The organism is Pseudoxanthomonas sp. 3HH-4, assembly GCF_006716465.1.
Classification (GTDB): Bacteria; Pseudomonadota; Gammaproteobacteria; order Xanthomonadales; family Xanthomonadaceae; genus Pseudoxanthomonas_A.
Window position 1 is genome coordinate 343,491 of the sequence record NZ_VFPB01000005.1, and the last position, 12,413, is coordinate 355,903.

Sequence of the window (12,413 nt, forward strand, 5' to 3'; positions counted from 1 at the left end):
GATGAGCACTGCGACGGATTCTCCCAGCGCCAGCAAGATCGGCAGTTTCGGCAACAGTTTCTGGTTGCTGCTGCTCGCGCTTTCGGTGCTGGTCTTCGGCGCCAACACCGGCGTGGCCACCTACCAGGGCAGCCGGTTGTCCGGCGCCAGCACCGGTGCGTCCGACATGCGCGTGCTCTCGCAGCAGTTGGCCAACCAGGGCCGCGAGGCCGTGGCAGGCAATGCCGAAGCCTTCAAGGCCTTCAAGGAGACGAAGCAGTCGGTCGAGTCCACCGTCTCCGACCTGCAGAGCCGCTTCGGTAGCGAAGGCGCCATCGCCGGTCCCCTGGCCAAGTTGACCGCCACCTGGGCGCCGCTGGGCAAGAACGCCGACCAGATCGTGACCTCCGAAGCCGCCGTGCTGGCGTTGGCCGGCAACGCCGACCGTTTCGCAACCCAAGTGCCCAACCTGCAGGCGCAGCTCAACGAAGTCGTCCGCGCGATGTCCGCCGGCGGCGCACCTTCGTCGCAGATCTACAGCGCGCTGCAGCAGGTCGTGCTGGCCGGCACCATGGCGCGCCGCGTAACCGAAATCCGTGCCGGTGGCGCGGGTGCGGCTACTGCCGGTGACGCGCTGGGTCGCGATGCCGTGCTGTTCGGCCAGGTGCTGGAAGGTCTGCGCAACGGCAACCCCGACCTCGGCATCGCGGCCGTCCGCAATGGCGCCGCCCTGTCCGCGCTGGACAATTCGCAGACCTTGTGGACTGCGATGAAGAAGGATCTGGATGCCATCCTGGCCAGTTCGCGCAACCTCTTTGCCGCGCAATCGGCTGCCGCCGCACTGACCAACGGCTCGGGCCAGATGCTCCAGGACAGCACCAACCTGTTCCAGGCCTTCTCGGCATTCGGCTCGGTCCGCGACACGCGCCTGTTCCCCAACTTCTGGCTGGGCATCGCCTCGGGTATCGCGGCGCTGATCTCCATCATCGGTCTGTTGTGGTCGCTCTACCGCACCCGCCAGCGCGAGCAGGAAATGCGCTACCAGACGCAGGTGGAATACAACAGCCGCAACCAGCAGGCGATCATGCGGTTGCTGGACGAAATCAGCTCGCTGGGTGAAGGCGACCTGACGGTGAAGGCATCGGTGACCGAGGACATGACCGGCGCCATCGCGGACGCCATCAACTACGCCGTGGATGAACTGCGCAACCTGGTGACCACGATCAACGACACCTCCGTGCAGGTGGCCGCATCGACCCAGGAAACCCAGGCCACCGCCCTGCAGCTGGCGGAAGCCGCCGGCCACCAGGCCGACCAGATCACCACCGCCTCCGACCGAATCAGCGAAATCGCGACCAGCATCGACCAGGTGTCGAAGAACTCCACCGAGTCCGCCGAAGTGGCGCAGCGCTCGGTGCAGATCGCCACCGAGGGCGCCGGCGTGGTGCGCGAAACCATCCGCGGCATGGACCAGATCCGCGACCAGATCCAGGAAACCTCCAAGCGCATCAAGCGCCTGGGCGAGTCCTCGCAGGAAATCGGCTCGGTGGTGGAACTGATCAACGACATTTCCGAACAGACCAACATCCTGGCGTTGAACGCCGCCGTGCAGGCGGCCTCGGCCGGTGAAGCGGGCCGCGGTTTCGCGGTCGTGGCCGACGAAGTGCAGCGCCTCGCCGAACGCACCTCGGGCGCGACGCGCCGCATCGAATCCCTGGTGCAGACCATTCAGGCCGATACCAACGAAGCGGTCAGCTCGATGGAGCAGACGACCGCCGAGGTGGTGTCCGGCGCACGCCTGGCCGAAGACGCAGGTACCGCGCTGGGCGAGATCGAGCGCGTGTCGAACGACCTGAACAACCTCATCAAGGGCATCTCCGGCGCAGCGCAGCAGCAGTCGGCCGCCGCGCTGGACATCACCCAGACCATGGGCGTGATCCGCCAGATCACCTCGCAGACCTCGCTGGGTGCGGGACAGACGGCCGAATCCATCGGTCACCTGGCGCAGCTGGCCGCGGACCTGCGCCGTTCGGTCGCCGACTTCAAGCTGCCGGGCTGAGGACGGGACGCACTGCATGAACTTCCTACGCCATCCCGCTTGCCAGCAGCGCAAGGCTGACGGTCCTGCCGTCGCCGCGGGAGCATGCCCATGAGTGCGCTGCGCGAAGCCATGAGCCACGCCGTGCTCGGCTGGGTCAAGCCCGAGCTGGACGAGACCCTGCGCCTGGTGCGGCAGGAAATCGAAGCCTTCGTGGAAACGCCCGCCGATACCAGCCGCATGCGGTTCTGCGCCGGCTACCTGCACCAGGTGCAGGGCACGCTGCGCATGGTGGAGTTGTATGCGCCCGCGATGGTCGCCGAAGAGCTGGAACTGCTCGCCAAGGCGCTGCAGGAAGGTGGCGTGGCCGACCGTGACGAGGCCTGCTCCACCTTGATGCGCGGCGCCGTGCTGTTGCCGGACTACCTGGAGCGACTGCAGGACGGCCACCGCGACATTCCCATCGTGCTGCTGCCGTTGCTCAACGAGATCCGCGCGTCGCGCGGCGCGTCGGGCCTCAACGAAAGCATGCTGTTCCCGCCGGGTGCCCGCGACGACGCGACGCCCAGCGAGGCCGAGATCGACCACGCACGCAGCAGCCTCAGCGGTCGCAATCGTGAACTGCTCGACACCGTCGGCAATGCGGTCAAGGAAGAGCTCCTGCGCGTGAAGGACGCGCTGGACCTGCACCTGCGCACCGGCAGCGAGGCGCGCGAACTCGAATCGCAGGTGGCCGAGCTCGGCAATGTGGCCGACACGCTGGGCATGATGGGCCTGGGCGTGGCGCGCGACGTGGTGATGCAGCAGCGCGACACCCTGCGCGAAGTCGTGGCGGGCGCCCGTCCTGCGGACGAAGGCACGCTACTCGATGTCGCAGGCGCTCTGCTGTACGTCGATGCCTCGCTGGATGACCAGGTTGCGCACCTCGGCAGCGCCGGCGATGCGGCGCCCGATCCCAGCACCGCCGAATCGCAACGCACGGTCGAAGTGCTGGCGCAGGAGGCCATCATCAATTTCGCCGGTGCGCGCGAGCGTTTCGTCGCCTTCATCGAAACCAACTGGGACCACGCCGAACTGACCGACGTGCCGCGCCTGCTGGACGAGGTCGCGGGCGCGCTGCGCATGCTCGAACTGGCGCAGGCGGGCGATTACGTCATCGGTGTGCGCCGCTATGTCAGCGGCGAGCTGATCGGCAAGAAGCGCGTGCCCGGTGGCCAGCAACTGGACACCCTGGCCGACGCGATGGCGAGCCTCGAGTACTACCTGGAAGCGTTGCGCGAGCGGCGCCCGAATCGCGAGGACATCCTCGAGATCACCCGCGGCAGCCTGGAAGCGCTGCGTTATTGGCCATTGCCGCCCGAAGCATCCGCGGTCGAAGAAGCATCCTCCCCTGCCTCTGCGGCGCCCATCGCTGCGCCCATCGCCGAAGTGCCTGTTGTTGAAGCGCCCGTGGCCGATGGAGTTCCCGTTCCCCTGGAGGAAGCGCCCGCGCCAGTCTCGTTCGCCGGGCTGTCGCTGGAACCGATCGACGCCGCACCCGCCGTGTCTTCGCCCGGCAGCGCCAATCCGTTCGATCCGGTCGGTTTCGAAGAAGCACACGGTGATGCCGAGACGGCCTCGCCGGTGTCCGTTCTGGAAGACACCGTCGCGCCCGTCGTGGAAGCCGGCGATGCGCCTGTTGCCGGGGATCACATCGAAACCCTCGCGGACGTGTCCGAGGCGACACCGGACATCGCCGATACCGATGCCGACACCGATGCGCTGCCCGACCTGCGCCACGAGATTGCCGCTGCGGCGGCCGCGCTGCCGGCGACGGGCGTCGTGGGCGGCTTCGACGGCGATGCCACGGATATCGACGACGAGATCCGCGACGTCTTCCTCGAAGAGTTCGACGAGGAAATCGTCAACCTGCGCCAGTTGCTGCCGGCCTGGCGCAGCAACCCCGAAGATTTCGATCGCCTGCGCCCGATCCGCCGCGTGTTCCATACCCTGAAGGGCAGCGGACGCCTGGTGGGTGCCAAGACGCTGGGCGAATTCAGCTGGAAGGTCGAGAACATGCTGAACCGTGTGCTCGACCGCACGCGCGCGCCGAGCCACGCGGTCGAAGCCCTGCTGGAGCAGGCCTGCGACGCGCTGCCGCAACTCAACGCCGCGCTGCGCGGCCAAGGCAGCGTGACGGCCGACCTTGCCGGCCTGCAGGACGTGGCGGATCGCCTGGCGGCTGGCGAAGAGGCCTACTACAGCGCGCAGCCGACGGTACTGGACGAGGAAGCGGACTTCGTCGAGCCGACGTTGGCGCAGGCGGCCGCGCCGGTGGTCGAAGACGTGCCTGCGGTGTTCGAACCCGAAACCGAAGGCACGCCGGCGTCCGTCGATGCGGTGCTGCGCGAGATCCTGGAAACCGAAGTCGACAACCATCTCGACACGGTCGATACCTGGCTGCAGAAGGCCCAGGTGGAGGCCACGCCGGTCACGGAAGAACTGCTGCGCGCCGTGCACACCATGAATGGTGCGCTGGCGATGGCGGACGTACCGGAAATCACCGATATCACCTCGTCGGCGGAGCAATACGTCAAGCGCTTGCTGTCGGCGGGCGAAACACCGGCGCCCGAAGGCGTGGCCGCGCTGGCCGACACCGCGCAGGCGATCCGCCGCAGCATCGCGGCCTTGCAGGCGCCGTCGCCGCGCATCCCGGTATTCGCGGCGCTGGCGGGCCAGCTCGCCGCGCTGCGCGACAGCCTGCCAGACCTGCGCCATGGTGCGCAGATTGTCGACGACGCGCACCAGGGCACCTATGTCGGCCAGATGCCGACGATCGCACCGCCGGTGGCGCCGTCCGACATCGAGCTGTCCGCGCTGGACCTGTCCGCGTATCTCGACAGCGACGCCGCCAACGGTGCGGGCGATCTTGCCGCAGCCGGAATGGCGGACGACGCCACGCCGGAAGATGCGGTCGTCGATACAGCCGATGCCGCACCCGATGCGGCGCTGCAGGCCGGGGAAACCGCCCCGGTGGACGTGGAACAGCCTGCATCGCAGGGCGTGACGTTCTACGACATCGACTACCGCATCCTGCCTCGTGCACGGCAATCGGAAGTCGATCATGCGCCGGCGCCAGCCGGGGCGGGCGAAGACGCTCATGCCGAGGTGACGGATGACGCCATGATCGAGATGGGGTCCTCCACCGTTGCAGCCGCATCGTTGGAAGCCTCCGTACAGGCGCAGGAAGAGGACGCGTTCGCCGAGCCGATCGATGACGCGCTGGTGGTGGATGCCGATCTGCCTGCGTTCCTGGTCGAAACTGAAGCTGTCGCTGTCGATACGACACCGGTTCTCGACGACGCGAACGAGGATGTGGCGGTTGCCGAGGGGACCGCACGCGTGGACGACATCACCGACGCGAACGAGCTCGCTGACTTTCCGGTGGCGGATGCTCCGGAAGCCGGCGAGCCTGATCCGGTGGAAGTGCCGGGCGACGTGGTCGCGACCGCCGATGCCTCCGACGAAATACCGTCCAGTGCCGATGCCGCGGATGCGCCGGTGGCGACACTGGATCACGACGTCACGATGGATGACGCAGCACTGCCTGTCGTCGAAGAACGGGATTCCGCGGAGCAAAGTGCCGAGGCTCCCGCAGTCGAGGGTATTTCTCTCGAAGAGGCGGCGACCGAAGAGCCTGCCGACGTGGCGACCGGCTTCGATGCCACCGTGGAAGAGCCGTTGGTGGATGACGCCGTCGCGGCGGAGCACGCGCCTGTCGAAGACGTTGCCGAGCCGGTTGAAGCAGCGGAAGACGCGGAAGCCCTCGAAGCTGCCGAACAAGCGCCGTCCGATGTCGTCGCCTCCGTGGAAGTCGAGGAGTCTGCCGTGACCAGTGCACCCGCCGACATGCCGGAGCCGGAAGAGGCCCTCGACCTGACCGGGCTCGACCTGGACCTGGTCGAGATCTTCATCGAGGAAGGCAACGACCTGCTCGACCACTCCGACGATCTGATCGCCAAGTTGCGGGAAACGCCGGAAGACCGCGCGCTGATCATCGGCCTGCAGCGCGATCTGCACACGCTCAAGGGCGGCGCCCGCATGGCCGGCATCCACGCCGTGGGCGACCTGGGCCACGCGATCGAATCGATGCTGGAATCGATCGCCGGCCAGCGCACCGAGCTGGACCGTCGCGCCATCCAGTTGCTGGAGCGCGGCTTCGACACGCTGCACGCCCAGCTTGCCCGCGTCACCGCGCGTCGCGCCGTCGCCATTCCGGACGGCATGATCGCCGAGTTCAATGCGCGCGCCCGCGGCATCGAACTGCCCGATGCTACAACGGCAGCCGATGCATCCACTGCGCCGGTCGAACTGGCGCCGCTGTCGGCGCCGATCGAAACCGAAGTCGCGGCCCCGGTGGAAGAAGAGTTCTTCCCGATGGGCCAGCAGGAGCAGGTCCGAGTGCGCGCGGACCTGCTGGATCGCCTGGTCAACAACGCCGGCGAAGTCGCGATCTACCGCGCCCGCCTGGAGCAGCAGCTGGGAGCGTTCCGCGGCGCGATGGCCGAACTGGACCGCACCAACATCCGTATGCACGACCAGTTGCGTCGTCTCGATCTGGAGACGGAGGCACAGATCGTCGCGCGCTACCAGCGCGAGCACGACAAGCAGGACCCGACGTTCGACCCGCTGGAACTGGACCGCTTCTCCACGCTGCAGCAGCTCAGCCGCGCGCTGGCCGAATCGGCGGCGGACATCAGCGGCCTGCAAGGCGTCCTCGACGATCTGGCGCGCCAGTACGACGGCCTGCTGCAACAGCAGTCGCGCGTGAGTTCGGAGCTTCAGGATGGCCTGATGCGGGCGCGCATGCTGCCGTTCGAAGGCATCGTGCCGCGCCTGCGCCGCGTGCTGAGGCAGGCCGCCACCGAGACGCACAAGCAGGTCAGCCTGCAATTCTCCGGAACGCACGGCGAAATGGATCGCAACGTGCTGGACCGCATGACCGCGCCGCTGGAACACCTGCTGCGCAACTCCGTCGCGCACGGGCTGGAGTCACCCAAGGAACGCCGCAAGGCCGGCAAGCCGGAAGAAGGCACCGTGCACGTGGCGCTGCGTCGGGAAGGTTCTGAAATGGTGCTGGAGGTGTCCGACGACGGCGCCGGCCTCAACCGTGATGCCATCCGCAAGCGCGCCGAGCAGCGCGGTCTGCTGCAGCCGGGCGCGGTGCTGCCCGACAGCGCCCTGGACCGCCTGATCCTGGAGCCCGGGTTCAGCACCTACGACCAGGTCAGCCAGTTGGCGGGCCGTGGCGTGGGCATGGACGTGGTGTACAACGAAGTGCGCCAGCTGGGTGGTTCGCTGGAAATCAATTCGGTGCCGGGCAAGGGCGCTACCTTCACCCTGCGCCTGCCGCAGACGCTGGCGGTCAGCCAGGCCGTGTTCGTGCAGATCGGCGAAACGCAGTTCGCGGTGCCCGTGGCGGCGGTCAGCGGCATCGGTCGCATCAGCCACGCACGCTTCAGTGCAGGAGCAGGCAGCTACCACTACGCCGGCGAGGATTATCCGCTCTACAACCTGGGCCACCTGGTGGGACAGGGGCCGGCCAAGGCGGAAGGCCAGCCGCAGGTGCCGCTGTTGCTGGTGCGCGCGGGTGATCTGCGCGCAGCCGTCGCGGTCGACCAGGTGCTCGGCAACCGCGAGATCGTGGTCAAGCCGGTGGGCCCGCAGATCGCGTCCATCCCCGGCATCTACGGTGCCACGATCACCGGCGACGGCAGCGTGGTGGTGATCCTGGATGCCGCGCCGCTGGTGCGCCGCCACCTGGCGCAGCCGCAGCAGCCGACCCAGCAGGTCGCCGCGGTCGAGCAGCGACGCGTGCCGTTGGTGATGGTGGTCGACGACTCGCTGACCATGCGCAAGGTGACCAGCCGCGTGCTGGAACGCCACAACTTCGAGGTCAGCGCAGCGCGCGATGGCGTCGAAGCGCTGGAGAAACTGGAAGAGCGCGTGCCCGACCTGATGCTGCTGGACATCGAAATGCCGCGCATGGACGGGTACGAGCTGGCCACGGCGATGAAGGCCGATCCGCGCTTCAGGGACGTGCCGATCGTGATGATCACCTCGCGTACCGGCGACAAGCATCGCCAGCGCGCCTTCGACATCGGCGTGCAGCGCTACCTGGGCAAGCCGTACCAGGAACTCGACCTGATGCGCAACGTGTACGACCTGCTGGGAATCGCCCGTGTCCGTGAGTGAAGCCAAACGCGTTGCCCTGCTGGCGCGCCCGGGCGAGGCGCGCGAACGCCTGCGCGTGGCGCTGCATGAGGCCGGCGCCGAGATCGTGCTGGAAGACGACCCCAACACGCTCGACGCCGACGCCTTGGGCAGCAGCGCGCCGCAGGTGGTGCTGGTGGCGCTGGAGCCGGCCATCGAGGACAGCCTGGAGCGCTTCGACAACGTGCTGCACGATCCCGCGGTGGCGGTGATATTCGACGAGGCCGACCTGGCCGCGCGCCGCCAGGGTTGGGAAGCCCAGCGCTGGGCGCGGCATCTGGCAGCGAAACTGCACGGCCACCAGGACGTGCTGCCGCCCGGTCGAGAAGAAGACGTGGGCCTGCAGCTAGAGCCCGGCCTGCCGGTGACGCCCGCGCAATTGCACGAGGACGCGGAGATTTCGCTGCACCTGGAAGAAGCGGCCGACATGGCGTTCGAACTTCCGCGTGATGATTTCGCCTACACCGGCGGCCTGGCGACGCGCCCGGTCGCGGAGCCGGTCATCGACGCGGACGACTGGCTGCGTCATGCCACGGTTGACGTGGAGCCCGTGGCCGCGCCTTCCATGCCGCCGCCGCTCCCGGAAGCGGCGGTTGCGGTGCCACCGCCGGTGCCTGCTTCGACCTTCGACCTGTCCACGCTGGAACTGGAGCCGCTGGAATCCCGCGGCGCTGCGGGTGCCGTGCGTGCGCAGGGCGCGGTGCTGGTGTTCGCCGGCATCGGGGGGCCTGACGCAGTGCGCAAGTTGCTCGCCGAGCTGCCGGACGGATTCCCCAAGCCGGTGCTGGTGCATCTGCGCCTTGACGGTGGCCGTTACGACAACCTGGTCCGGCAGATGGAGCGCGTGGCGCACATGCCCGTGTTGCTGGCCGAAGCCGGCAAGCCCGCCGAAGCGGGACACATCTACGTCCTGCCCGGTGACGTGGTGCCGTTCGTGGATGCAGGCGCGGTGAGCTTCCGCCCCGGTGCCGTGATCCACACGATGATCCCGCAGCTGCCGCCGGCCGACAGCGCGGTGTTGCTGCTCAGCGGCAGTGACAGCGCACTGGTGGATCCGGTCGCCGCGCTGGGCGAGCAGGGTGCACTTGTGATGGGCCAGTCGCAGGACGGCTGCTACGACCCGGTGGCACCGAAGGCGCTGGCGTCACGCGGTGCCGAACTTGGCGCGCCCGTGCAGCTTGCACAGCGCCTGACCGACCGCTGGTTCTGAGGAACATACGATGGCCCATTCCAACGACGAAATCCGCGGCGTCCTGATCCAGGCCGGCGAGTACCGCCTGCTGCTGCCCAACGCCACCGTGGCCGAAGTGCTGACGCGTGCGCCGGTGGAGCCGATCGCGGACATGCCCGACTGGCTGCCGGGCCGGATCGATTGGCATGGCTGGTCGGTGCCGCTGGTCGCCTTCGGCCGCCTGAGCGGCAATCCGAACGACCCGGTGGCCCTCAACAGCAAGATCGTGGTGCTGAAGGCGCTGAGTGGCGACAAGGATCGCCCGTACTTCGCGCTGCTGACGCCATCGTTCCCGCGCCTGGTGTCGGTGCCGCGCGATGGCCTGTTGGCCGACGCGACCGAAGAAGACTTGCCGGTGGGTGTGAAGGTGCGCGTGCTGCTCGGTGACGAAGCCGCCGTGCTGCCCGACCTGGAAGTGGTCGAATCGATGATCGGCGACGCGCTGGCCAACGCGGCCTGAGGTGATGCTCTCGTAGGGTGGGCCTTGGCCCACCTTCACTCATCGCACGCAAGATCCATGGCCCGTGCTCAGGCCCCACCCGCGATACCGCTCCGCGGCGGGCCAGGGCCCGCCCTACAGGTCGCCGAAGCGCGATTGCAGCGCGGCTATGGCGGCCAGTCCCGCAGTTTCGGTACGCAGGATGCGGGGGCCGAGGCGTAGCCCGATGAAACCCGCCGCGGACAGCGTGTCGAGATCGCGTGGCGACCAGCCGCCTTCCGGTCCGATCGCCACCACCACCGCGGCTGAAGCCACCTGCACGGTGGTCAGCGACACGTCGCCGGCAGGATCCAGCGTCAGCCGTGTCGCGTGGCCGTCTACCGCACGTGCCGCCTCGGCCAGTGCGGCCGGCGGCGAGAGCGACGGCAGGCGCGCACGCGCACTCTGTTCACAGGCGGACGCGACGACATTGCGCCAGTGCGCCACGCGTTTTTCGGCACGCTCGGCGTCCAGCTTCACTTCGGTGCGTTCCGCCGTCACGGGGATGATCGCGGCTACGCCGAGTTCGGTTGCTTTCTGCAGGATCAGGTCCATCTTCTCGCCCCGCGCGATGCCCTGCAGCAGGGTGATGTGCAGCGGCGATTCGTTGTCGACCATGCGCATCGATACGATCTCGGCGACCACCTCGCGCTTGCCGATAGTGATGAGGCGGGCGTCGTAGTCGTGGCCGTCGCCGTTGAACAGGATGCAGGCATCGCCTTCACGCAGGCGCAGCACGCGGGCCAGATGGTTGGCGGTGGATTCGGGCAGGGCGAGCCGCGCGCCTGCCTGCAGCGGTCGTTCAACGAAACAACGGGTCAGGCGCATGCAACGCTCTCTGCAGAAGGGGCTTCAGCCCGCGCCACGACGACATGCCCGCCGCCATGACAGCGAACGCGCCGCAGCGCACCTGTGGAGTGGATGGCCATGCTGTTTCCTCCGCATCCGCAGTCGGGGCTGAAGCACCTCTTGCAGGAATCTCTCTGGCCCTGGCACGTCATGCCGTCGCCTCGTCGATGGCGGCGCGGGTGACATCGGCCAGCATCTGCAGCTGTTCCTCGTCCACGCAGTACGGCGGCATCCAGTACAGCACATCGCCGAGCGGACGCAGCACGACACCGCGCGACAGTGCCGCGCGATACGCCTTCAGGCCTATCCGGGACGCGGATGGGAAGGGAGTGGCCTTGTCGCCGTCCCGGGTCAGCTCGAACGCGAGCATCATGCCCGCCTGGCGTACATCGGCGACGTGGCGGTGCGCGGCCAGCGGCTCGGCCAGCGCCGCCATGGCGCGGGCGGTGGCGCGATTGCGCGCCAGCACGTAGTCGGCACGGAAGATGTCCAATGAGGCCAACGCCGCCGCGCATGCCAGTGGATTGCCCGTGTAGCTGTGCGAATGCAGGAAGGCGCGTTCGCGCGCGTCATCGAGGAAGCCGTCGTAGATCGTTTCCGTGGCAAGTACCGCCGCCAGTGGCAGGAAGCCGCCAGTCAGGCCCTTCGACAGGCACAACAGGTCGGGCATCACGCCGCTCTGCTCGCTGGCGAACAGTGTGCCGGTGCGACCGAAGCCCACCGCGATCTCGTCGGCGATCAGGAACGCGCCGCTGGCGTCGCAGAGTTCGCGAACGCGCACCAGGTAATCCGGATGGTGCATGCGCATGCCGCCTGCGCACTGCACGCGCGGCTCCACGATCACTGCGCAGACTTCGCCCGCGTGCTGGTCCAGCAGGGTCGCCAGCGCTTCCGCAGCGCGCGCGGCACAGTCGGCCGCCGATTCGCCGGGCTGCGCGAGGTAGGCATCGGGCGAGGGGGCGAACAGCGCTTCGGTGAGCAGGGGCGCATAGACGCGCCGGTACAGCGGAATATCGCCCACCGCCAGGGCTCCCAGCGTCTCGCCATGGTAGCCATTCTCCAGCGCGATGAACTTGGTACGTCGGTGTTCGCCCCGGTTGTGGAACCAGTGGAACGCCATCTTCAACGCCACTTCCACGCCGGCAGAGCCGTTGTCGGCATAGAAGACCTTAGATAGCGGCGTGCGTCCCTGTTGGCGCGGTGCGATCGCAAGCAGGCGTTCGGCCAGTTCCACCGCCGGTGCGTGGGTGAAGCCGGCCAGCATCACCTGCTCCAGAGCCATGGCCTGGGTGGCGATGGCGGCGCCGATGCGCGGCTCCGCATGCCCGAACAGGTTGGTCCACCAACTGCTGACCGCGTCCAGGTAACGCGTGCCATCGTGCCCGATGAGCCATGCACCATCACCGCGCGCGATGGGGACCAGTGGCAAGGTGTGCGGGTGCTCACGCATCTGGGTGCAGGGATGCCACACCACCGACAGATCGCGGGCACGCCAAGCGTCCGCCTCTGCTAGCATTCCCGCTTGATGATCCTGTTGTCGCATCCCCACATGATATCGGCCCCCAGCCCTTTCCGTCGCCACGCCC

At 68.0% G+C, this 12,413-nt stretch carries 6 protein-coding genes; 4 read left to right on the forward strand and 2 right to left on the reverse strand.

Features of this window, described 5'->3' with window-relative positions:
- Nucleotide 1 precedes the first annotated feature (1 nt).
- The 4 genes from FB548_RS16010 to FB548_RS16025 all read left to right on the forward strand — a co-directional run bounded on the left by FB548_RS16010 (nucleotide 2) and on the right by FB548_RS16025 (nucleotide 9,960).
- Complete coding sequence (locus FB548_RS16010; protein WP_142125788.1) at nucleotides 2-2,038, forward strand: methyl-accepting chemotaxis protein; 2,037 nt, start codon at nucleotides 2-4, stop codon at nucleotides 2,036-2,038.
- A gap of 90 nt (nucleotides 2,039-2,128) precedes the next feature.
- On the forward strand, nucleotides 2,129-8,251 hold the full coding sequence (locus FB548_RS16015; protein ID WP_142125789.1) for an Hpt domain-containing protein: 6,123 nt from the start codon (nucleotides 2,129-2,131) through the stop codon (nucleotides 8,249-8,251).
- Nucleotides 8,244-9,479, forward strand: coding sequence for a chemotaxis protein CheB (locus tag FB548_RS16020; RefSeq protein WP_255470590.1), 1,236 nt, complete (start codon nucleotides 8,244-8,246; stop codon nucleotides 9,477-9,479). The genes FB548_RS16015 and FB548_RS16020 overlap by 8 nt, the downstream gene beginning before the upstream one ends.
- 10 nt (nucleotides 9,480-9,489) lie before the next feature.
- Nucleotides 9,490-9,960 carry a chemotaxis protein CheW gene (locus FB548_RS16025; protein ID WP_142125790.1) on the forward strand — a complete coding sequence of 157 codons (471 nt, stop codon included), beginning with the start codon at nucleotides 9,490-9,492 and terminating at the stop codon, nucleotides 9,958-9,960.
- A gap of 114 nt (nucleotides 9,961-10,074) precedes the next feature.
- Here the strand turns inward: FB548_RS16025 and FB548_RS16030 are convergent, their stop codons facing one another.
- Nucleotides 10,075-10,806 carry a 16S rRNA (uracil(1498)-N(3))-methyltransferase gene (locus FB548_RS16030; RefSeq protein WP_142125791.1) on the reverse strand — a complete coding sequence of 244 codons (732 nt, stop codon included), beginning with the start codon at nucleotides 10,804-10,806 and terminating at the stop codon, nucleotides 10,075-10,077.
- Nucleotides 10,807-10,975: 169 nt separating this feature from the next.
- Nucleotides 10,976-12,370: an adenosylmethionine--8-amino-7-oxononanoate transaminase gene (gene bioA, locus FB548_RS16035; protein ID WP_142125792.1), complete on the reverse strand. Its 1,395-nt coding sequence runs from the start codon at nucleotides 12,368-12,370 to the stop codon at nucleotides 10,976-10,978.
- Nucleotides 12,371-12,413 lie beyond the last annotated feature (43 nt).

What these genes read in the sequence shown, in the direction of transcription:
- bioA (WP_142125792.1), bottom strand. Translation starts at nt 12,370, where the DNA reads ATGCGACAACAGGATCATCAAGCGGGAATGCTAGCAGAGGCGGACGCT.
- FB548_RS16010 (WP_142125788.1), top strand. Translation starts at nt 2, where the DNA reads ATGAGCACTGCGACGGATTCTCCCAGCGCCAGCAAGATCGGCAGTTTC.
- FB548_RS16015 (WP_142125789.1), top strand. Translation starts at nt 2,129, where the DNA reads ATGAGTGCGCTGCGCGAAGCCATGAGCCACGCCGTGCTCGGCTGGGTC.
- FB548_RS16030 (WP_142125791.1), bottom strand. Translation starts at nt 10,806, where the DNA reads ATGCGCCTGACCCGTTGTTTCGTTGAACGACCGCTGCAGGCAGGCGCG.
- FB548_RS16025 (WP_142125790.1), top strand. Translation starts at nt 9,490, where the DNA reads ATGGCCCATTCCAACGACGAAATCCGCGGCGTCCTGATCCAGGCCGGC.